At 70.7% G+C, this 20,383-nt stretch carries 26 protein-coding genes; 14 read left to right on the plus strand and 12 right to left on the minus strand.

The window, feature by feature from the left end:
- Window positions 1-5 precede the first annotated feature (5 nt).
- The 5 genes from PHZ_RS00145 to PHZ_RS00165 all read right to left on the minus strand — a co-directional run bounded on the left by PHZ_RS00145 (window position 6) and on the right by PHZ_RS00165 (window position 3,477).
- Entirely contained in the window at window positions 6-824 is an 819-nt protein-coding gene (locus PHZ_RS00145) for an enoyl-ACP reductase FabI (protein WP_012520588.1), read from the minus strand.
- Between the two features lie 71 nt (window positions 825-895).
- Window positions 896-1,081, minus strand: a complete 186-nt coding sequence (locus PHZ_RS00150) for an oxidoreductase-like domain-containing protein (protein ID WP_012520589.1) — start codon at window positions 1,079-1,081, stop codon at window positions 896-898.
- 36 nt (window positions 1,082-1,117) lie between these two features.
- Window positions 1,118-2,332, minus strand: a complete 1,215-nt coding sequence (fabB, locus tag PHZ_RS00155) for a beta-ketoacyl-ACP synthase I (protein ID WP_012520590.1) — start codon at window positions 2,330-2,332, stop codon at window positions 1,118-1,120.
- Between the two features lie 38 nt (window positions 2,333-2,370).
- Complete coding sequence (fabA, locus tag PHZ_RS00160; RefSeq protein WP_012520591.1) at window positions 2,371-2,898, minus strand: 3-hydroxyacyl-[acyl-carrier-protein] dehydratase FabA; 528 nt, start codon at window positions 2,896-2,898, stop codon at window positions 2,371-2,373.
- Window positions 2,899-2,958: 60 nt separating this feature from the next.
- The gene (locus PHZ_RS00165) at window positions 2,959-3,477 is read right to left on the minus strand and encodes an SH3 domain-containing protein (RefSeq protein WP_012520592.1); all 519 of its coding nucleotides are present in this window, start codon (window positions 3,475-3,477) and stop codon (window positions 2,959-2,961) included.
- 124 nt (window positions 3,478-3,601) lie between these two features.
- Here PHZ_RS00165 and PHZ_RS00170 point away from each other — a divergent pair, with 124 nt between their 5' ends.
- The gene (locus PHZ_RS00170) at window positions 3,602-4,585 is read left to right on the plus strand and encodes a 2-hydroxyacid dehydrogenase (protein ID WP_012520593.1); all 984 of its coding nucleotides are present in this window, start codon (window positions 3,602-3,604) and stop codon (window positions 4,583-4,585) included.
- Between the two features lie 15 nt (window positions 4,586-4,600).
- On the opposite strand, the gene PHZ_RS00175 is transcribed toward PHZ_RS00170, so the two are convergent.
- Window positions 4,601-5,350, minus strand: coding sequence for a HesA/MoeB/ThiF family protein (locus PHZ_RS00175; protein WP_012520594.1), 750 nt, complete (start codon window positions 5,348-5,350; stop codon window positions 4,601-4,603).
- A 41-nt stretch (window positions 5,351-5,391) separates the two neighbouring features.
- On the opposite strand from PHZ_RS00175, the gene hslV reads away from it, so the two are divergent.
- Genes hslV through PHZ_RS00195 form a run of 4 tightly spaced genes read left to right on the plus strand, consistent with a single transcriptional unit; the run spans window position 5,392 to window position 8,913 of the window.
- On the plus strand, window positions 5,392-5,940 hold the full coding sequence (hslV, locus tag PHZ_RS00180; RefSeq protein WP_012520595.1) for an ATP-dependent protease subunit HslV: 549 nt from the start codon (window positions 5,392-5,394) through the stop codon (window positions 5,938-5,940).
- The gene (locus tag PHZ_RS00185; protein ID WP_012520596.1) at window positions 5,927-6,808 is read left to right on the plus strand and encodes a nuclear transport factor 2 family protein; all 882 of its coding nucleotides are present in this window, start codon (window positions 5,927-5,929) and stop codon (window positions 6,806-6,808) included. The genes hslV and PHZ_RS00185 overlap by 14 nt, the downstream gene beginning before the upstream one ends.
- Window positions 6,809-6,825: 17 nt before the next feature.
- Window positions 6,826-8,130, plus strand: a complete 1,305-nt coding sequence (gene hslU / locus PHZ_RS00190) for an ATP-dependent protease ATPase subunit HslU (protein WP_012520597.1) — start codon at window positions 6,826-6,828, stop codon at window positions 8,128-8,130.
- Between the two features lie 3 nt (window positions 8,131-8,133).
- Window positions 8,134-8,913: a M48 family metallopeptidase gene (locus tag PHZ_RS00195; protein WP_012520598.1), complete on the plus strand. Its 780-nt coding sequence runs from the start codon at window positions 8,134-8,136 to the stop codon at window positions 8,911-8,913.
- On the opposite strand, the gene PHZ_RS00200 is transcribed toward PHZ_RS00195, so the two are convergent.
- Window positions 8,910-9,386, minus strand: coding sequence for a DUF2244 domain-containing protein (locus PHZ_RS00200; RefSeq protein WP_012520599.1), 477 nt, complete (start codon window positions 9,384-9,386; stop codon window positions 8,910-8,912). The two genes, PHZ_RS00195 and PHZ_RS00200, sit on opposite strands and share 4 nt — an antisense overlap.
- Window positions 9,387-9,477: 91 nt before the next feature.
- Here PHZ_RS00200 and nth point away from each other — a divergent pair, with 91 nt between their 5' ends.
- The 7 genes from nth (at window position 9,478) to PHZ_RS00235 (ending at window position 14,280) form a co-directional block, all read left to right on the plus strand.
- Window positions 9,478-10,152, plus strand: a complete 675-nt coding sequence (gene nth, locus PHZ_RS00205; RefSeq protein ID WP_012520600.1) for an endonuclease III — start codon at window positions 9,478-9,480, stop codon at window positions 10,150-10,152.
- 68 nt (window positions 10,153-10,220) lie between these two features.
- Entirely contained in the window at window positions 10,221-11,210 is a 990-nt protein-coding gene (locus PHZ_RS00210; protein WP_012520601.1) for an adenosine kinase, read from the plus strand.
- A gap of 18 nt (window positions 11,211-11,228) precedes the next feature.
- The gene (hisB, locus tag PHZ_RS00215; protein WP_012520602.1) at window positions 11,229-11,819 is read left to right on the plus strand and encodes an imidazoleglycerol-phosphate dehydratase HisB; all 591 of its coding nucleotides are present in this window, start codon (window positions 11,229-11,231) and stop codon (window positions 11,817-11,819) included.
- 10 nt (window positions 11,820-11,829) lie between these two features.
- Window positions 11,830-12,465, plus strand: coding sequence for an imidazole glycerol phosphate synthase subunit HisH (gene hisH / locus PHZ_RS00220; RefSeq protein WP_012520603.1), 636 nt, complete (start codon window positions 11,830-11,832; stop codon window positions 12,463-12,465).
- A complete protein-coding gene (gene hisA, locus PHZ_RS00225; RefSeq protein ID WP_041372913.1) occupies window positions 12,462-13,184 on the plus strand; it encodes a 1-(5-phosphoribosyl)-5-[(5-phosphoribosylamino)methylideneamino]imidazole-4-carboxamide isomerase in 723 nt (240 codons plus the stop codon). The genes hisH and hisA overlap by 4 nt, the downstream gene beginning before the upstream one ends.
- On the plus strand, window positions 13,184-13,951 hold the full coding sequence (gene hisF, locus PHZ_RS00230) for an imidazole glycerol phosphate synthase subunit HisF (RefSeq protein ID WP_041372914.1): 768 nt from the start codon (window positions 13,184-13,186) through the stop codon (window positions 13,949-13,951). The genes hisA and hisF overlap by 1 nt, the downstream gene beginning before the upstream one ends.
- Window positions 13,951-14,280: a phosphoribosyl-ATP diphosphatase gene (locus PHZ_RS00235; protein WP_012520606.1), complete on the plus strand. Its 330-nt coding sequence runs from the start codon at window positions 13,951-13,953 to the stop codon at window positions 14,278-14,280. Before hisF ends, PHZ_RS00235 begins: the two co-directional genes overlap by 1 nt.
- An 85-nt stretch (window positions 14,281-14,365) precedes the next feature.
- On the opposite strand, the gene PHZ_RS00240 is transcribed toward PHZ_RS00235, so the two are convergent.
- Both PHZ_RS00240 and PHZ_RS00245 read right to left on the minus strand, forming a co-directional pair.
- The gene (locus tag PHZ_RS00240) at window positions 14,366-14,950 is read right to left on the minus strand and encodes a CC0125/CC1285 family lipoprotein (RefSeq protein WP_049758081.1); all 585 of its coding nucleotides are present in this window, start codon (window positions 14,948-14,950) and stop codon (window positions 14,366-14,368) included.
- Window positions 14,951-15,059: 109 nt separating this feature from the next.
- Complete coding sequence (locus PHZ_RS00245) at window positions 15,060-15,464, minus strand: MAPEG family protein (RefSeq protein ID WP_012520608.1); 405 nt, start codon at window positions 15,462-15,464, stop codon at window positions 15,060-15,062.
- Window positions 15,465-15,574: 110 nt separating this feature from the next.
- Between PHZ_RS00245 and PHZ_RS00250 the strand changes: the two genes are divergently transcribed.
- On the plus strand, window positions 15,575-15,781 hold the full coding sequence (locus tag PHZ_RS00250) for a KTSC domain-containing protein (RefSeq protein ID WP_012520609.1): 207 nt from the start codon (window positions 15,575-15,577) through the stop codon (window positions 15,779-15,781).
- On the opposite strand, the gene PHZ_RS00255 is transcribed toward PHZ_RS00250, so the two are convergent.
- From PHZ_RS00255 to PHZ_RS00265, 3 genes are all read right to left on the minus strand, one after another.
- Window positions 15,778-17,052 (minus strand): argininosuccinate synthase, encoded by a 1,275-nt coding sequence (locus PHZ_RS00255; protein WP_012520610.1) that lies wholly within the window; start codon window positions 17,050-17,052, stop codon window positions 15,778-15,780. The genes PHZ_RS00250 and PHZ_RS00255 overlap by 4 nt on opposite strands.
- A gap of 72 nt (window positions 17,053-17,124) precedes the next feature.
- A complete protein-coding gene (locus PHZ_RS00260) occupies window positions 17,125-17,490 on the minus strand; it encodes a hypothetical protein (protein WP_012520611.1) in 366 nt (121 codons plus the stop codon).
- A complete protein-coding gene (locus PHZ_RS00265) occupies window positions 17,491-19,410 on the minus strand; it encodes a potassium transporter Kup (RefSeq protein ID WP_012520612.1) in 1,920 nt (639 codons plus the stop codon). It abuts the gene before it with no gap.
- Between the two features lie 169 nt (window positions 19,411-19,579).
- Between PHZ_RS00265 and PHZ_RS00270 the strand changes: the two genes are divergently transcribed.
- Window positions 19,580-20,380 (plus strand): SDR family NAD(P)-dependent oxidoreductase, encoded by an 801-nt coding sequence (locus PHZ_RS00270; RefSeq protein WP_012520613.1) that lies wholly within the window; start codon window positions 19,580-19,582, stop codon window positions 20,378-20,380.
- Window positions 20,381-20,383 lie beyond the last annotated feature (3 nt).

Consider the following 20,383-nt stretch of genomic DNA (forward strand, 5'->3'; position numbering starts at 1 on the left):
CGGTCTCAGCCCTCGGCCTCGTCTTCCGTGAAGCCCATGATGTGGAAGCCGGCGTCCACGTGGATGCATTCGCCGGTGGTGGACTTGCCGAGGTCGGACAGGAGCCACAGTGCGCAGCCGGCGACGCCCTCCATCGAGGTGTCCTCCTTCATGGCGCTGAGCGAGCGGCCCTTGGCCAGCATGCCGCGGCCGCCCTGGATGCCGGCCAGGGACAGCGTCCGCATGGCGCCCGGCGAGACGGCGTTGACCCGGATGCCCTTGGGCCCCAGGTCGCGGGCGGCGTAGCGCACGGCGGCCTCGAGCGCGGCCTTGGCCACGCCCATGGTGTTGTAGTTCGGGATCGCCCGCTCCGAGCCCATGTAGGTGAGCGTGATGATTGAGCCGCCGGTCTCGGGCATCATCGCCGCCGCGCGCCGCGCGCAGTCCACGAAGCTGAACGCCGAGATGTTCATCGCCCGCAGGAAGCCTTCGCGGGTGGTGTTGTCCACGAAGCTGCCCTTCAGCTCGTCCTTGTTGGCGAAGGCGATGGCGTGGACGAAGAAGTCGATCTGGCCGAAGGCGTCTTTCACCGTCTGGAAGGCCGCGTCCATGGCGCCGTCGTCGGTGACGTCGACGGGCGCCAGCACCTTCACGCCGATCTCGTCGGCGAGCGGCTGCACGCGCCGCTCCATGCCCGGCAGGTGCAGGAAGGCGATCTCGGCGCCCTGGGCGGCCAGCTGGCGGGCGATGCCCCAGGCGATGGACTGGTGGTTCGCCACGCCCGTGACGATCCCCTTCTTGCCCTTCATCAGGGTCCCGGTCGGCATCTGATAGTCGTCGGCCACGTGTCTCTCCCTTCGTGGTCGGAATTGGCGCGGTTTAGGCCGATCCACCTGCCGCTGTCATCACTCAGCTTTCACTGGCCGTCGCCGGACGGGGCGCCGCCCTTCAGCGCCGCCAGCAGTTCGGCCGGGTCGTGGCCGAGGGCGGCGACCCGCGCCTCCCACCGCTCCAGGGCGCGCTCGTAGTAGTCCAGGATGCAGGGGTCGCAGCCGCGGCCGCAGCACTCCTCGCGCGTCGGACGGCGGGGAGGCGCGGGCACGCCCAGCGGGAGGTTGGGCGGGACGCCGGTCAGGGCCTAGGACGCCTTGGCCATCACCAGGCAGCCGTTGGTGCCGCCGAAGCCGAAGGAGTTGCTCATCACCGTCTCGAGCTCCCGGTCCTCGCGCTTGCGGACGATCGGCATGCCCTCGAAGGCGGGGTCGAGGTTCTCGATGTGGGCGCTCTCGGCGACGAAGCCGTTGTTGAGCATCAGCAGGCTGTAGATCGCCTCCTGGGCCCCGGCCGCGCCGAGGCTGTGGCCGGTCAGCGACTTGGTGGACGAGATCAGCGGGGCGGTCTCGCCGAACACCGCGCGCACGGCCTCCATCTCCTTCACGTCGCCCACGGGCGTGCCGGTGCCGTGCGGGTTCAGGTAGTCGATCCGGCGCCCGCCGAGGTCCTGCATGGCCAGCTTCATGCAGCGGGCCGCGCCCTCGCCCGAGGGGGCCACCATGTCGAAGCCGTCCGAATTGGCCGCATAGCCGACGATCTCGCCGTAGATTTTGGCCCCGCGGGCCTTGGCGCGCTCGTACTCCTCGAGGACGAGGATCCCGGCGCCGCCGGCGATGACGAAGCCGTCGCGGTCGACGTCGTAGGCCCGGCTGGCGACGGCCGGCCGGTCGTTGAACTTCGAGCTCATGGCGCCCATGGCGTCGAAGAGCACGCTGAGGGTCCAGTCCAGCTCCTCGGTCCCGCCGGCGAACACCACGTCCTGCTTGCCCATCAGGATCTGCTCGTAGGCCGAGCCGATGCAGTGGGTGGAGGTGGCGCAGGCCGAGCTGATCGAGAAGTTCAGGCCGCGGATCTTGAACCAGGTGGCGAGCGTGGCCGAGGGGCCCGAGCTCATCGCCTTGGGCACCGCGAAGGGGCCCACGCGCTTGGGGCCCTTGGTGCGGGCGATCTCGGCGGATTCGACGATGGCGCGGGTCGAGGGGCCGCCCGCGCCGACGATCAGGCCGGTCTTCTCGTGGCTGACCTCGGCCTCGGTCAGGCCGGAGTCGGCGATCGCCTGCTCCATGGCGATGTGGCCGAAGGCGGTGCCCTGGGCCAGGAAGCGGGCGGCGCGGCGGTCGACCATGGCCTCCCAGTCGATCCGGGGCGGGGCGTGGACCTGGCAGCGGAAGCCGAGCTCGGCGTACTCGGGCGCGGCGGTGACGCCGGACTTCGCCTCACGCAGCGAGGCCAGGACCTCGTCCGGGTTGTTGCCGATGGACGAGACGATACCCATCCCCGTGATGACGACGCGGCGCATCTGGCCGTCTCCTCCGTACGCTTCTCTTTGTCGGGCCGTCAGGCCAGGTCTTCGGCCCGGAACAGGCCCACGCGCAGATCCGTCGCCTCATAGATGGGCTTGCCGTCGGCGAGCAGAACCCCGTCGCCGACGCCCATCACGAGCTTGCGCATGATCACGCGCTTCAGGTCGATCTTGTAGGTGACCTTCTGGACCTTCGGCGTCACCTGGCCCGTGAACTTCACCTCGCCGACGCCCAGGGCGCGGCCCTTGCCGGGCGCCCCCGACCAGCCGAGGAAGAAGCCGACCAGCTGCCACATGGCGTCCAGGCCCAGGCAGCCGGGCATCACGGGGTCGCCGATGAAGTGGCAGGCGAAGAACCACAGGTCGTCGCGGATATCGAGCTCGGCCTCGACGTAGCCCTTGCCGTGGGCGCCGCCGTCGGCGGTGATGTTCGTGATCCGGTCGAACATCAGCATCGGGGGGGCGGGCAGCTGGGCGTTGCCGTCGCCGAACATTTCGCCCCGGCCGCAGGCCAGGAGCTCGTCGAGCGTGTAGCTGGAGGGCCGGGTCGCCACGTCGCGCATCTCTCTCTTGGCCTATGAAACCGTCAGGGGGCTGGCCCTACCACAGGCCCGCGGGACCCCTCAACGGCATTGCGGCGCCTCGTTGGTGCCCCAGAGGGCGCCTTCCCGCACCCAGCCGGTGGCCCGGTCGGCCTTCACCTTGCACCATCCCTTCTGGCAGCGGACCAGCGAGGCCATGGCCTTGGGGCGAAGGTAGGCGACGGTTTCGGCGCCCGCCTTGGGCTTGCGCAAGAGGGGCGCGGCGGCCGGCTGCAGGTTCATCACCGAGCGGCGGCCGTCCGTCACGCGCCGGTGGACCCAGGCCAGGCCGCCTTCGGGATCGCAGATGCGCCGCCACTCGCTGGTCTCGGCCACGACCTGCACCGGCAGGCCGCGGGCGCGGTAGACCCACAGGAGGCGGTGGTCGTCGCCGGGGCCGGCGCGGGCGTTCACCTTGCCGAACTTCAGCGAGATATAGCGCGGCACCGGCAGGCCCGAGGGGGTCGCCCGCTCGGCCGCCGCCGCGGCGCCGGCCGCGCCCATGCCGATCAGCAGCCCGACGGCCGCCAAGGCCGCCGCCCACGCGCCCAGAATCTTCACGCCGTCCGCCTCGCCTTGGCCGCAGGTGACCCCTTTGGTAAGGGTCTCGTCTGATCGATCCGCCTGCGCCGGCCGCGGCGCAGGGCATGCCCCCTTTTCAAGTCGCACCCCGCTTTTTGCAAGAATGCCTCGCAAGCCAAAAGTCATCGTGACGCGCAAACTGCCAGACTCCGTGGAGACGCGGATGCGGGAGCTGTTCGACACCGAGCTGAATGTGACCGACGCGCCGATGAGCCGCGAGGCGCTGATCGACGCAGTCGGCCGCTGCGACGTGCTGGCGCCGACCATCACGGACGAGATCGACGCGGCCCTGCTGGAGAAGGCGGGCGAGCGGCTGAAGCTGATCGCCAACTTCGGGGCGGGGGTCGATCACATCGACGTGGCCGCGGCGACCGAGCGCGGGATCACCGTCACCAACACCCCCGGCGTGCTCACCGAGGACACGGCCGACCTGACCATGGCCCTGATGATGGCGGTGGCGCGACGCATCGTGGAGGGGGCGAACGTCGTCCAGGCGGGCGGCTTCCAGGGCTGGGCCCCCACCTGGATGCTGGGCCGCCGGGTGACCGGCAAGCGGCTGGGGATCATTGGCCTGGGCCGCATCGGCTCGGCCGTCGCCCGCCGGGCCAAGGCCTTCGGCCTGCAGATCCACTACCACAACCGCAAGCGCGTCAGCCCCCGCATCGAGGAGGAGCTGGAGGCCACCTACTGGGACAGCCTGGACCAGATGCTGGCCCGGATGGACATCATCAGCGTGCACTCGCCGCACACGCCGGCCACCTACCACCTGCTGTCGGCCCGCCGGCTGAAGCTGCTGCAGCCGCACGCGATCATCATCAACACCGCCCGCGGCGAGATCATCGACGAGGACGCCCTGGCCGAGCTGCTGCGCGACGGCAAGGTCGCCGGCGCGGGCCTCGACGTTTTCGAGTTCGAGCCGCAGGTGAACCCCAAGCTGCTGAACCTGCCCAACGCGGTGCTGCTGCCGCACCTGGGTTCGGCGACGGTCGAGGCCCGCGTCGACATGGGCGAGAAGGTGATCATCAACATCAAGACCTGGATGGACGGCCACCGCCCGCCCGACCGCGTCCTGCCGCAGATGCTCTAGGCGGCCCCCTCCCCATCAAGGAGAGGGAGGGCCCCCGCACACCGGACAGCCGGGATCGCCCGCCACCTTCACGGTCCGCGTCTCGGCGGCCAGGGCGTCGTAGATCAGGAGGCGGCCGGCCAGCGGCTCGCCGGCGCCGGTGATCAGCTTGATCGCCTCCATGGCCATCATCGAGCCGATGACGCCCGGCAGGGCGCCCACGACGCCCACGGCGACGCAGGTCTCGGCGTCGGGAGGGATCTCGGGGACGAGGCAGCGGTAGCAGGGCTGGCGGCCGAACACCCCCACCTGCCCCGTCCAGCGGCCGATCGCTCCCGACACCAGGGTCTTGCCGTGCCGTACGCAGGCCTCGTTGACGCAGAATCGGACCCCGAAATCGTCGGTGCCGTCGAGCACCAGGTCCACGCCCTCCACCAGCTCGTCGGCCGTGGCGGCCTCGAAGGCGCCGTTGAAGCCGGCGACGAAGACGTGGGGGTTGAGCGCGTGCAGCCGGTCGGCGGCGGCGTCCACCTTGGGCCGGCCGAGGTCGTCCTCGGCGAAGATCACCTGCCGCTGCAGGTTCGAGCGGTCCACCTCGTCGGGATCGGCCAGGATGATCGTCCCGACGCCGGCGGCGGCCAGGTACAGCGAGGCCGGCGCGCCGAGGCCGCCCGCGCCCACGATCAGCACGCTGGCGGCCTTCAGCTTCTGCTGCCCCGGCCCGCCCAGTTCGCGCAGGACCAGGTGCCGGGCGTAGCGCTCGATCTCGTCGTCGGTGAACGTCACGTCACTTGACCTTGTGGCCTGCCCCGCCCTTCATCGCGCCGATGTCGAATACCTCAACCTTCCCCGACTGGCACGGCACCACCATCCTCGCGGTGCGCAAGAATGGAAAGACCGTCGTCGCCGGCGACGGCCAGGTCTCCATGGGCCAGACCATCGTCAAGGGCTCGGCCAAGAAGGTCCGCCGCCTGGCCGGCGGCCGCGTCATCGCGGGCTTCGCCGGCTCCACCGCCGACGCCTTCACCCTGATCGAGCGGCTGGAGGCCAAGCTGGAGCAGTACCCCGAGCAGCTCGCCCGGGCCTGCGTGGACCTCGCCAAGGACTGGCGCACCGACCGCTACCTGCGCCGCCTCGAGGCCATGCTGATCGTCGCCAATCAGGAACAGATCTTCACGGTGACGGGCGTCGGCGACGTGCTGGAGCCCGAGCACGGCGTGGCCGCCATCGGCTCGGGCGGCATCTTCGCCCTCGCGGCGGCCCGGGCGCTTGTGGACACCGACCTCGACGCCGAGACGGTCGCCCGCCGCGCCATGGCCATCGCCGCCGAGATCTGCGTCTACACCAACGGGGAGCTGACGGTTGAGGCGCTCTAGCTCCGCCCTCGCCGTCCTCGCCCTCCTGGCCGCCGCGCCGGCGGCCTCGGCGGCGGTGGATCCCGCCCCGGTGGTCGCCGCCGAGCGGGCCTTCGCGGCCGACGGGCTGGAGCTGGGGGTGCAGGCGAGCTTCCTGAAGCATTCCGCGCCCGAGGGCATCGTCTTCGCGCCCGAGCCACGGCTGGCCAAGGCGGTGTTCGGCCAGCCGCGCCCGAAGGGCCCGCCGCTGGTCTGGTGGCCGCTGTGGGCCGGGATCTCGCGCTCGGGGGACCTCGGCTTCACCACAGGGCCCTACTCGCTCGGGGGCGAGATGAAGGCCTGGTACTTCACGGTCTGGGCGAAGCAGGCCGACGGAAGCTGGAAGTGGCTGTTCGACGGCGGCCCGCCCAGCGACACCTCGGGCGCCGCGCCGAAGGACTCGCCCGTCGCCTATGCGAGGCTCGCCGCCCGCGAGGCCGGATCGCCCGCCGCCGCGATGACCGCCGTCACCGCCGCCGAGACGGCGCTGCACGAGACGGCGAAGACCGACGTTCCCGCCGCCTTCCTCGCGGTGGCGGCCGAGGACGCCCGCATCACCGGCTCGAAGGCCAGGCCCCCGGCGACCCGCGCCGAGGTGGAGGCCGAGCTCGCCACCCGCGCCCGGGCCATCGACTATGCGCCGCTGGGCGGCAGCGCCTCGGCGGCGGGGGATCTCGCCTGGACCTACGGCGCCGCGCGCTGGATGGCGGACGGGGCCGAGCGCCGGGGCCACTACGTGCGCATCTGGCGCAACGACGCGGACGGCTGGCGGCTGCTGTTCGACGAGCTGCTGGATGCGCCGGCTCCGACACCCCCCTCCGCAGCGCCGTCGCAAGCGGCCGGATCGTGACTATCTAACCAGGCGACATGACCGAATTTTCCCCGCGCGAGATCGTCTCCGAACTCGACCGCTTCATCGTCGGCCATCCGGAAGCCAAGCGCGCCGTGGCCGTGGCCCTGCGCAACCGCTGGCGCCGCCGCCGCGTGCCCGACGACCTGCGCGACGAGGTGACGCCCAAGAACATCCTGATGATCGGCCCGACCGGCGTCGGCAAGACCGAGATCGCCCGCCGGCTGGCCAAGCTGGCCCAGGCGCCGTTCCTGAAGGTCGAGGCCACGAAGTTCACCGAGGTGGGCTACGTCGGCCGCGACGTGGACCAGATCGTCCGCGACCTGGTCGAGAGCGCCATCCAGATGGTGCGCGAGAAGCGCCGGGCCGCCGTGCGCGCCCGCGCCGAGGCCGCCGCCGAGGAGCGGATTCTGGACGCCCTCACCGGCCCCGGCTCCACCGCCGCCCGCGAGGCCTTCCGCAGGAAGCTGCGGGCCGGCGAGCTGGACGACAAGGAGGTGGAGCTGCAGCTCGCCGACACCTCCTCGCCCTTCGGCGCCATGGACATCCCCGGCCAGCCCGGCGCGTCCATGGGCGTGCTGAACCTGGGCGACATGTTCGGCAAGGCCTTCGGCGGCCGCACCAAGACCCACAAGACCACCGTCTCGGGCGCCTGGGTCCCGCTGATCGCCGAGGAGAGCGACAAGCTGGTCGACCAGGAGGCCCTGACCCAGGAGGCGCTGGAGCTGGCCGAGAACCAGGGCATCGTCTTCCTGGACGAGATCGACAAGGTCGCCTCCCGCCAGGACCGCGCCGGCGCCGACGTCTCCCGCGAGGGGGTGCAGCGCGACCTGCTGCCGCTGATCGAGGGGACCACCGTCTCGACCAAGCACGGGCCGGTGAAGACCGACCACATCCTGTTCATCGCCTCGGGGGCCTTCCACGTGGCCAAGCCCTCGGACCTGCTGCCCGAGCTGCAGGGCCGCCTGCCGATCCGGGTGGAGCTGAAGGCGCTGTCCCGCCAGGACATGCGCCGCATCCTGACCGAACCCGAGGCCAACCTGATCCGCCAGCACCAGGCCCTGCTGGCCACCGAAGGCGTGACGCTGACCTTCACCGAGGACGCCATCGACGCCCTGGCCGACGCCGCCGTTGCGGTGAACGGCTCGGTGGAGAACATCGGCGCCCGGCGGCTGCAGACCATCCTGGAGAAGGTGCTGGAGGAGGTGAGCTTCACCGCCGCCGACCGCGACGGCGAGACGATCACGGTGGACGCGGCCTATGTGAACGGCCGGATCGGCGACCTGGCCGGCAACGCCGACCTGTCGAAGTTCATCCTCTAGGCGATGTGCGGGATCTGCCTGTCGCGGCGCGGAGTGCTGGCGGGCCTGGGGGCCCTGCCGCTCGGCGCCGCGTCCCTGGCGGCCTGCAGCGAGAACGCCGCCACGGGCCGGCGGCAGCTCGTCCTGGTGGACGACGGCCAGCTCGCCGGCCTCGCCGACCAGGCGTGGGACGAGATCGCCGCCAAGATCCCGCCGGTGCGCGATCCGGCGGCGCACGCGCGGCTGGCGCGGATCGGCGACCCCCTGGTGAAGGCGTCGGGGCTGACGGGCCTGCCGTGGTCGTTCACCGTGCTGGACAGCCCGGAGTTCAACGCCTTCGTCCTGCCGAACGGCCGCGTGGGCTTCTTCCGCGGCCTGCTCGAGTTCGCCCGCTCGGACGACGAGGTGGGTTCGGTGCTGGGCCATGAGGTCGGCCACCTGGTCGCCCGCCACCCCGCCGAGCGGGTCAGCCAGGAGCTGGCCGTGCAGGCCGGCGTCTCCGTCGCCCAGATGCTGATCGCCGAGAACGCCGGCCAGTGGACCGACGAGATCGGCGCGGCGCTCGGCATGGGGGCGGTGTTCGGGGTCATCCTGCCCTACTCCCGTCGTCACGAGCTGGAGGCCGACCGGGTGGGCGTCGACCTGATGCGCAAGGCCGGCATGGACCCCGCCGCCGCCGTCCGCTTCTGGGAGCGCATGGCGGGCCGGGCTGACGCGGCCGCGCAGGCGCCGGAAGTGATCTCGACGCATCCCGCCGACGCCCGCCGGCTGGAGGAACTGCGGGCCGCCGTGGGTGAGGCCTAGGCGCCGCGCTTGGCGCGCCAGATCGCGTCTTCGAGGGCGCGGGCGAACTCGGCCCGCTCGCCGGGGCTGAGGGCGGCGGCCACCGGCGTCTCGCGGCCCGAGAGCGCGAGCCGCAGGCCCGTAACGCGTCCGTCCATCGCGTCGGTCTCGACCGCCACGCGGGTGAAGGCGGTGGGGCTCTCCCAGACCACGCGGGACCACTTCGGCGTTTCGTAGGTGACCACGACTTGGTGGGGCGTGACCTGCACCCGCTCGACGTTCCGCGCCGCCCGGAAGCTGACCAGGAAGGCCACGATGATGGCGGCCAGGTCCACGCCCAGGAACACCGGCACCAGGTGCGCGCCGTTGGCGATGAACACCGCCGCAGAGGCGACGTTCGCCAGGGTGATGATGCTGATGAGGATGATGAAGCCGCGCTCCGACAGCGACCGGTTCGGCGTGATCACCGCATCCATGTAGAGCCGAGCGAGCATGGCTGAGCCGGAAAATACCGCGTCCGCGGGCGGCGCTCCACCGTGAACTCGCGCTGGCGGAGCCGGGCGGCGCAGGCCATCTTCCGCGCCCATGGCCAAGGCCCGCAAGACAACCCCGCTGAAGCCCGCCGAACGGGCCCGGATCGCCGAACTGTTCTCACGTTTCGAGAGCCTGGAGGGCGATCCCCGCACCGAGCTGGACTACCAGGACCCCTATACCCTGGTCGTGGCCGTGGCCCTCTCGGCCCAGGCCACCGACGTCTCGGTCAACAAGGCCACCGAGAAGCTGTTCGCCGTCGCCGACACGCCGCAGAAGATGCTGGCCCTGGGCGAGGAGGGGCTGAAGCCCTTCATCTCCTCGATCGGCCTCTTCAACACCAAGGCCAAGAACGTCATCCGGATGGCGCAGATCCTCGTCGACCAGTACGGCGGCGAGGTCCCGCTCGAGCGCGAGAAGCTGCAGGCCCTGCCGGGCGTGGGGCGCAAGACCGCCTCGGTGGTGCTGAACGAGCTGCGGATCGAGCCGGCCATCGCCGTGGACACCCACGTCTTCCGCGTCTCGCACCGGCTGGAGCTGTCCGGCGGCAAGACGCCGGACGCGGTGGAGGCCGACCTGATGGCGATCGTGCCCGAGCCCTACCTGACGCGGGCTCACCACTGGCTGATCCTGCACGGCCGCTACACCTGCACGGCCCGGCGGCCGAAGTGCGAGGACTGCCCCGTCGCCGACCTCTGCCCCAGCCGGCATCTGTTCGTCGGCCGCTAGCCGCCCCTAGCTCGTAGGGCGATTTCCCTGTAATCGGCCCCGCACGTCCCCGGGGAAGACATCCAGCAATGCCAGAGCTCTACGACGTCGCCGCCATCGGCAACGCCATCGTCGACGTGATCGCGCCGGCCACCGACGAGTTCATCGCGGCGAACGGGCTCGACAAGGGCGCGATGATGCTGGTCGACGCCCAGCAAAGCCAGGCGCTGTACGCGAAGATGGCGCCCGGCATGGAGACCTCGGGCGGCTCGGCGGCCAACACCATCGCGGGCCTCGCCAGCTTCGGCGGCAAGGGCGCCTTCATGGGCAAGGTGGCCGACGACCAGCTCGGCGGCGTCTTCGCCCACGACATGCGGGCCATCGGCGCGCGGTTCGAGAACGCGCCTCTCGTGGGCGGTCCGGCCACGGCGGTCTCGATGATCAACGTCACCCCCGACGGCCAGCGGACGATGTGCACCTACCTCGGCGCCTCGGTGGAATTCACCGACGCCGACGTGGACCAGGCGGTCGTCGAGGCGGCGAAGATCGTCTACCTCGAAGGCTATCTGTTCGACGCCGAGGCGGCGCGGCGCGCCTTCGCCAAGGCGGCGGCCCTGGCTCACGGCTCGGGCCGGATGATCGCCCTGACGCTGTCGGACAGCTTCGTCGTCGAGCGCCACCGCGGCGCCCTGCTGGGCTTCATCGAGAACCAGGTGGACCTGCTGTTCGCCAACGAGGCCGAGGTCACCGCCCTGTTCGAGACCGACGATTTCGACGTCGCCGTGGCGGCCCTGCGCGAGCGCGTGACCCTGGCCGCGGTGACCCGCAGCGAGAAGGGCTCGGTGATCCTGTCGAAGGGCGAGCGCCTGACCGTCGCGGCCGAGCCTGTGGAAAAAGTCGTGGACACGACCGGCGCGGGCGACCAATACGCGGCCGGGTTCATGTTCGGCCTCAGCCGCGGGCGGCCGCTGCAGCAGTGCGGCAAGCTGGCCTCGCTGGCCGCGGCCGAGGTGATCTCGCACTACGGCCCCCGGCCGCAGGTCTCGCTGCAGGACCTGGCGGCGTCCCGGGGCTACTAGGACGCAGGGATACTGACGATGAGCCGCACGGCCGAAGTCCGCCGCGACACCAAGGAGACCCAGATCCGGGTTTGGGTGGATCTGGACGGGACCGGCGCGTCCGAAGTCTCGACGGGCGTCGGCTTCTTCGACCACATGCTGGACAGCTTCGCCCGCCACGGCGGCTTCGACCTGAAGGTCGAGACGAAGGGCGACCTGCACATCGACATGCACCACACCGTCGAGGACACCGGCATCGTCCTCGGCCAGGCGATCAAGGAGTCCCTGGACGGGTTCAAGGGGATCCGCCGGTTCGGCCACGCCTACATCCCGATGGACGAGACCCTGTCGCGCTGCGCCATCGACCTGTCGAACCGGCCCTACCTGATCTGGAAGACGGACTTCCGCACGCCCAAGGTCGGCGACATGGACACCGAGCTCTTCAAGGAGTTCCACCACGCCTTCGCGATGAACGCGGGCGCGTGCGTGCACCTGGAGTGCCTCTACGGGACCAACTCGCACCACATCGCCGAGAGCGGGTTCAAGGCGCTGGCCCGGGCCCTGCGGCAGGCGGTCGAGCTCGATCCCAAGACCCACGGCCACGCCCCCTCCACCAAGGGCGTCCTCTAGGATCATCGCGATGCAGAGGGTGGCCCTGATCGACTACGGGTCGGGCAACCTGCGCTCGGCCGAAAAGGCCCTCGTCCGCGCCGCGGACGGGCGGGCGGAGATCGTCGTGACGCACGATCCCGGGTTCATCGCGGCCGCCGACCGCGTGGTCCTGCCGGGCGTCGGCGCCTTCGCCGCCTGCATGGGCGCGCTCGAGGCGCGGACGGGCGTGGTCGAGGCCATGACGCAGGCGGTGCGTACGCGCGGCGTCCCGTTCCTCGGCATCTGCGTCGGCATGCAGCTGATGGCCACGCGGGGCCTGGAGTTCGGCGAGACCGCCGGCCTGGACTGGATCGCCGGCGACGTGCGCCGGATCGAGCCGGACGACCCCGCCGCGAAGGTGCCCCACATGGGCTGGAACGCCCTCCTGGATGTGATCGACCATCCGGTCTTCCGCGGCCTGAAGGACGGACGGCCGGTCTATTTCACCCACTCCTTCGCGTTCTTCGCCAAGGACCCCGCGGATGTCGCCGCCTATGTCGACCACGGGGGACGCTTCCCGGCGGCCGTCGCGCGCGGCAACATGGCCGGCGTCCAGTTCCACCCGGAGAAGTCGCAAGGCGCCGGCCTCTCCCTCCTCGCCGATTTCCTGGAGTGGCGCCCTTGATCCTCTATCCCGCCATCGACCTGAAGGACGGACAGTGCGTCCGGGTGCTTCACGGCGATCTTTCCACGGCCACGGTGTTCAACACCGACCCCGGCGCCCAGGCGAGGAGCTTCGCCGAGGCCGGCTTCCACTGGGTGCACGTGGTCGACCTGAACGGGGCGGTGGAGGGCCACGCGGTGAACGCCGCCGCGGTCGAGGCCATCCTCTCGTCGGTGTCGATCCCGGTGCAGCTGGGCGGCGGCATCCGCACGCTGGCCGACATCGAGCGTTGGATCGAGGCCGGTGTCAGCCGGGTCATCCTGGGCACCGTCGCGGTGAAGGAGCCCGAGGTGGTGATCGAAGCCGCGCGGCTCTTCCCCGAGCAGATCGCCGTCAGCGTCGACGTGCGCGCCGGCAAGGTGGCGGTGCAGGGCTGGACGGCCGACAGCGATCTGGATGCGATCACCGTGGCCAGGCGGTTCGAGGACGCCGGCGTCGGCGCCCTGATCGTCACCGACATCGACCGCGACGGCACCGTCATGGGCTTCAACGTCGAGGCCTTCGGCGCCATGGCGGACGCGGTGAGCATCCCCGTGATCGCGGCCGGCGGCCTCGCCTCGGTGGACGACCTCGTGCGGCTGAAGGCCCGCAAGGGCGCGCCGATCGCCGGCGCGGTGCTGGGCCGGGCGCTCTACAACGGCGCCATCGACCCGGCCGAGGCGCTGAAGGTGGCCGCCTGATGCTGAACGTGCGCGTCATCCCCTGCCTGGACGTGAAGGACGGGCGCGTGGTGAAGGGCGTGCAGTTCGTCTCGCTGCGGGACGCGGGCGATCCGGTCGAGCAGGCCAGGGCCTACGACGCCGCGGGCGCCGATGAGCTGATGTTCCTCGACATCACCGCCAGCCACGAGAACCGTGGCACCATCTTCGACGTGGTGGCCCGCACGGCCGAGGTCTGCTTCATGCCCCTGTCGGTGGGCGGCGGCATCCGCTCGGTGGAGGACGCCCGGCGCCTGCTGCTGGCCGGGGCCGACAAGATCAGCATCAACACCGCCGCGGTGAAGGACCGGAGCCTGATCTCGGGCTGCGCCGACGCCTTCGGCAGCCAGGCGACGGTGGTGGCCATCGACGCCAAGAAGGTCGGGGACCGCTGGCGCGTCTTCATCTACGGCGGCCGCGAGGACACCGGCCTCGACGTGATGGAATACGCCCAGGACGTGGTGAAGCACGGCGCAGGCGAGATCCTGCTGACGTCCATGGACCGCGACGGGGCCAAGACCGGCTACGACCTGGAGCTGCTGCGCGCCGTGTCCTCGGCCGTCGGCGTGCCGGTGATCGCCTCGGGCGGGGCGGGCAATGCGCAGCACATGGTGGACGCAGTGCGGGCCGGCGCCGATGCGGTGCTAGCGGCCTCGATCTTCCACTTCGGCGAGGTGTCCATCGGCGAGGTCAAGGCCGCCATGGCCGCCGAGGGCATTCCCGTCCGCCTGACCGAGAGGGCCGCCTGATGCCGCACCAGCGCTTCGCCGAGGTGATCGGCCGCCTCGCCGCCACGATCGAGAGCCGCCGGGGCGGGGACGCCTCGGCCTCGTATACGGCCCAGCTGCTCTGCGACCTCGACCGCGCGGCCAAGAAGCTGGGCGAGGAGGCGGTGGAGGCGGTGATCGCCGCCGCCCAAGGCGACCGCGAGGGGCTCACCGCCGAGAGCGCCGACCTGATCTACCACTGGCTGGTGGTGCTGGCGGCGGCGGGGGTGAGCCTGGACGACGTCGCCGCGCGCCTGGAGGCCCGCGAAGGGACGTCGGGGCTCGCCGAGAAGGCCTCGCGCAAGGTCTAGCTGCTCGCAGCATCGGGACGCGAAGGAGCGCCAGCCGCAGGTGCTGCGGCTGGCGCCGAGTTCGCGCTCGGCCCTTCGCTGACGTCTAGCGGGGCTCGGGGTACTGGATGCGCGGACGCAGGTTGTCGATGACCGCCCGGGCGTCGAAGGCGCGCGGATCGTCGGCCGGCTTCTGGCCGCGGCCCATCACGATCTCGGCGGTGGCCTCGTAGCGGTCCACGGTGCGCACGTCGACGCGGTTGGCCCAGAAGGGGTCGCCCCAGAAGGGATCCCAGGTGCGCCAGCCGTACCCGCGGCCGTAGTAGCGCCAGGAGGGGCGCCAGTAGCCGTAGGTGGGGCCGTACCAGGGCCGGTAGAACGGGTCGGGCTCCACATAGGTGCGCGACTGCCGGTCGGTGGCGCGGTCCACGACCTGGAACCAGTCGTAGCCCTGCTGCACGGTCAGCTCGGCGGCGCGGAAGAGGAGGTAGCCCTCGACCGTCTCGCGCGAGGTGAGCGTGTTGCCCTGGAAGTTCACCCGGAAGCGGTTGGACTCCAGCTGGATTTCCGAATACCCGCCGGACGTCGACTGTCCGGGAATGTTCGGCTGGTAAGGCGTAGGCGTCGCGCAGGCCGCAAGCCCCGCGGCCAAGGCCAGGCCGATGGCGATAGCGGCTGATCTCTTTGACATTTGCCTTCTCGAACTCGGAGAGGTCCCTCGAAGGGACATGTAAAGCTCTGAACCCGTAGCCGCAATTGTGGTTGCGGGCCCGATCATCTGGCGGCGCCTCGCCTTCCCATCATCCCTGGACGACCACCAGGACCCAGATCGCGCGGCCGAGCGCGCCGAACAGCAGGACGCCGGCGGCCAGCGCCTGGATCAGGAAGCCCAGCTCGCGCTTGGCCGGGTCGCGCACGTAGCCGAGCTGATAGACGATGCGCCCGACGATCCAGATCAGGCCGAGGGCTGCGGCGACCAGATCGCTCCAGTAGAGCGCGAACAGCCACATCGACGGCAGGAAGATCGGCAGCCATTCCAGGGTATTGTAGTGGGCCCGGATGGTGCGCTCGAGCACCGGATCGCCGGTCATGGCCGGGGCGGCGATGCCGCTGCGGCGCCGGGCGCCGGCGACGGCCAGCCCCATCCAGAAGTAGGTCAGGATCGCCAACAGGGTGACGATGGCGACATAGGCGTGAGTCTGCATGTGGTTTCCCCCCGTTGCTGCGGCCGAGCTTGACGCATGCCGCGGCCGAGGGGAACCGCCGTGGCGGCCGGGGGCGTTTAGCTGCCGAAGCCGCCGACGGGAGGGCGCCGATGGACGTCGAATCCACCGCCATCCAGGAGATCGACTACGACGCCGACCGCTCGAAGCTGCTCGTCCGCTTCCAGAGCGGCGAGCGCTACGTCTACGTTGGCGTGCCGGGCGAGGTGCACCGCTCGTTCCTGGACGCCCCGTCGAAGGGGCGGTTCTTCCAGGCCGAGATCCGCGACCGCTATCCTTACAACCGCCTGGACGGCTAGCCCGTGAAGTGTTCGCCGTCGGGGATCTCCGCCAGCGGCTTGCCCCGGCGGCGGTCGCGATTGGCCATGACCCGCAGGCGCAGGGCGTTCAGCTTGATGAAGCCCTCGGCGTCGCGGTGGTCGTAGGCGACCGCGCCTTCCTCGAAGGTCACCAGCTCCTGGTCGTAGAGCGAGTAGGGGCTGGTGCGGCCGATGACCGTGACATTGCCCTTGTAGAGCTTGACCCGCACCTGGCCGGCCACCGGCTCCTGGCTCTTGTCGATGGCCGCCTGCAGCATCTCGCGCTCGGCCGAGAACCAGAAGCCGTTGTAGATCAGGCCGGCGTACTTCGGCATCAGCTCGTCCTTCAGGTGCATGGCGCCCCGGTCGAGGGTGATGCTCTCGATGCCGCGGTGGGCGGCGAGCAGGATGGTCCCGCCGGGCGTCTCGTAGACGCCGCGCGACTTCATGCCGACGAAGCGATTCTCCACCAGGTCGAGGCGGCCGATCCCATTGTCGTGGCCGAGCTCGTTCAGCCTCGCCAGCAGGGCGGCGGGCGACAGCTTCTGGCCGTCGATGGCGACGGGGTCGCCCTTCTCGAAGTCGATGGTGATGACGGTCGCCTTGTCGGGCGCGTCCTCGGGGGCGATCGTGCGCATGTGCACGAACTCGGGGGCCTCGACCGAAGGGTCTTCCAGCACCTTACCTTCCGAGGAGGAGTGCAGCAGGTTGGCGTCCACGCTGAACGGCGCCTCGCCGCGCTTGTCCTTGCTGATCGGGATCTGGTGCTTCTCGGCGAAGTCGATCAGGGCCTCGCGGCTGCGGAAGTCCCATTCGCGCCAGGGGGCGATCACCCGGATGTCGGGCTCGAGGGCGTAGTAGCCCAGCTCGAAGCGGACCTGGTCGTTCCCCTTGCCCGTGGCGCCGTGGCAGACGGCGTCGGCGCCAACCTGGCGGGCGATCTCGATCTGGCGCTTGGCGATCAGCGGCCGGGCGATCGAGGTGCCGAGCAGGTACTGGCCCTCGTAGACGGTGTTGGCGCGGAACATCGGGAAGACGAAGTCCCGGACGAACTCCTCGCGCAGGTCGTCGATGAAGATGTTCTCGGGCTTGATGCCCAGCATCAGCGCCTTCTCGCGGGCGGGGGTCAGCTCCTCGCCCTGGCCGAGGTCGGCGGTGAAGGTGACCACCTCGGCGCGGTACTCGGTCTGCAGCCACTTCAGGATGATCGAGGTGTCGAGGCCGCCGGAGTAGGCGAGCACGACCTTCTTGACGGGCTTCTTGTCGGCCATCGGGGCTGGGACCTTGCGAAATGAGGTGCGGAGGAACGGTCGCGCGCCTTTAAGGGCACGCGGCTCTGCGGTTCAAGGCCTGAGTGCGCCTTCGTCCTCCAGGGTGCGCAGGACGCCGCGCAGCCAGGCGAGATGGGCCAGGGCGAACAGGGGGGCGACCGCCAGCCGGACGAGGAAGACCAGCACGGCCTTCTCGGGCGTCCCCGCCAGCCGGCCGAAGATCAGCAGGGCCAGGCCCACCAGCAGCGGCGCGCCGATCGCCACGGCGAAGGCGGCGTTGCGTGATCCCCGCGGCCGCGCCGTCACGCTGGGCGAGAAGGGCAGAGGCGTGCGCACGTCGGCCGGAATGCGCGCCAGGGCCGCGCGGCTGGTGGAGGCGATCGAGGCCATCACCAGGATCCAGACGGCGTCGCCGACATAGGGGAGCCAGGCCAGCATCTAGACGGTCACCTGGGCGCCCATCTCGACCACACGGCCGGGCGGGATGCGATAGAAGTCGGTGGGATTGGCGGCGTTCTTCATCAGGAAGATGAACACCTTGTCCTGCCAGAGCGGCATGCCCGACTGGGCCGAGGGCACCACCGAGCGCCTGCCGAGGAAGAAGCTGGTGGCCATGATGTCGAACTTCAGGCCCAGCTTGCGGCACAGGCCCAGCGCCTTGGGCACGTTGGGGCTCTCCATGAAGCCGTAGGTGATGACGACCTTCTTGAAGTCGTCGTTCAGCGGTTCGATCCGGACCCGGTCCTCCTCCCTGACCCGCGGGGTCTCGGCGGTCTGGACGGTCAGGATGATGTTCTTCTCGTGCAGCACCTTGTTGTGCTTGAGGTTGTGCATCAGCGCCACGGGGGCGGTGTCGGGGTCCGAGGTCAGGAAGATCGCCGTGCCCGGCGCCCGGTGCGGCGCGCGGGCCTTCAGGATCTCGGCCAGCTCGGTCATCTGCACGCTGTCGCGGCGGGTCTTGTCGGCCAGGATCTGGGTGCCGCGGGTCCAGGTCCACATGACCAGGACGAGGGCCGCGCCCAGCACCAGCGGAAGCCACGCCCCCTGCGGGATCTTCAGCAGGTTCGAGGAGATGAACACCACGTCGAGCAGGCCGAAGGCCGCCGAGGCCGCCGCCGCCTGCCAGACCGGCCGCTTCCACATGTAGCGGACGATGTAGAAGAACAGCAGCGTGTCGACGAACATCGCGCCGGTCACCGCGATGCCGTAGGCGGCGGCCAGGTTCGACGAGGTGCGGAACATCACCAGCAGCACCAGCACGCCGATCAGCAGCAGCGTGTTGACCTGCGGCACGTAGATCTGGCCGGCCTGGGTCTCGCTGGTCCGCCGGATGTCGATCCGCGGGAACAGGCCGAGCTGCACCGCCTGCTGGGTCATGGAGAAGGCGCCGGTGATCACCGCCTGGCTGGCGATAACGGTCGCGGTGGTGGCGAGCAGCAGCACCGGCCAGTAGGCGAACTCCGGGATCATCGCGAAGAACGGATTCTCCCGCGTCTCCGGATCGGACAGCACGAGGGCGCCCTGGCCCAGGTAGTTCAGCAGCAGGGACGGCAGGACCAGGATGGCCCAGGCGGCCCGGATGGGCGCTTTGCCGAAATGGCCCATGTCGGCGTAGAGCGCCTCGGCGCCCGTGACCGCCAGGAACACGCTGCCAAGGATGACGAAGCCCAGGAAGCCGTTGTCGACCAGGAAGGCCACGCCGTACCACGGCGAGAGCGCCCGGAAGATCGAGAGGTCGTCGGCGATGTGGTAGGCGCCCAGCACCGCCAGGACCACGAACCAGACCGCGGTGATCGGTCCGAAGTAGCGCGCCACGCTGGCGGTGCCGCGCGACTGGACGAGGAACAGGCCGATCAGGATCCCCGCCGAGATCGGCAGGACGTAGGGCGCCAGGCGCGCGCCCATGCCGGGCGCTTCCCGCAGGCCCTCCACCGCCGACAGCACCGAGACCGCCGGCGTGATGATGCCGTCCCCGTAGAACAGCGCCGCGCCGGCGACCCCGAGCAGGAAGATCATCGCCGAGCGCGTGCCCGGCGTGACGCGCTGCGCCAGCGCCATCAGGGCCAGGGTGCCGCCCTCGCCCTTGTTGTCGGCGCGCATCAGGAAGATCACGTACTTGATCGTGACGATCAGGATCAGCGCCCAGGTGATCAGCGAGACGACCCCCAGGACGGCGAGCTCGGCCGTGCCGCCGCTCTTCGAATGGGCGAGCGCCTCGCGCATGGCGTACAGCGGGCTCGTGCCGATGTCGCCGAAGACGACGCCGACGGATCCGAGCACCAGGGCCCAGAACTTGTCCTTGGGCGCGTGATGCGTCCCCTGGGCCCCGTTTTCGGGGGCGCCGGCCGGTTCAGCCATCCATGGTCTCCGGGAACGGGAAGCTTGAGGCGTGTTCCCTCGGGCGGCCCCATGCCGTCACGCGGCCGGGCCGATACACCCAATCCCAGGCGGGTTCAATGCGCGGCTTGCGCGCCGCCGCCTTGGCCCTAGTTTCGTGGCTCGGGGCATTTCGAGGGGCGTCGGACACATGGATCGCAGGCTTGCGCTGGTCACCGGGGCGTCGGCGGGCATCGGGGCGGCGTTCGCCCGCATCCTGGCCGGCCATGGCTACGACGTGGCGCTCACCGCCCGCAGGACCGATCGGCTGGAGGCGCTCGCCGACGAAATCCGTCTCCGCTACGGCGTCGAGACCCTCACCGTCGCCGCCGACCTGGCGCAGCCCGAGGGGCCCGGCCAGATCCTCGATCACCTGACCGCCCACGGCCGCACCGTGGACGCCCTGGTGAACAACGCCGGCTACGGCCTGCCGGGAACCTTCGCCGAGACCCGCTGGGCCGACCAGGCCGCCTTCCTGCAGGTGATGGTGACCGCCCCGTGCGAGCTGGCCCACCGCGTCCTGCCCGGCATGGTCCAGCGCCGGTTCGGCCGGATCGTCAACGTGGCCTCGCTGGCGGGGCTGGTCCCGGCGGCGGCGGGCCACACGCTGTACGCGGCCTCGAAGAGCCTGCTGATCAAGTTCTCCCAGAGCCTGTCGCTGGAGACGGCCGGCGAGGGCGTCCACGTCACGGCCCTGTGCCCGGGCTTCACCTATTCCGAGTTCCACGACGTCAACGGCACCCGCGGCCTGGTCAGCGCCTCGACGCCCTCGTGGATGTGGCTGGGCGCCGACGAGGTGGCGGCCGCGGGCTATGAAGCGGTGGAGGCCGGCCGCACGATCTGCGTGCCCGGGGCGCCGAACAAGGCCATCGCCGCCGTCGCCAAGCTGCTGCCCGACGAGTGGGGTCTGGCGCTGATGGCCAGCCAGGGACAGCGCTTCCGCAAGCTCTGACCG

The sequence above is a fragment of the Phenylobacterium zucineum HLK1 genome (assembly GCF_000017265.1).
GTDB classification, from domain to species: Bacteria; Pseudomonadota; Alphaproteobacteria; order Caulobacterales; family Caulobacteraceae; genus Phenylobacterium; species Phenylobacterium zucineum.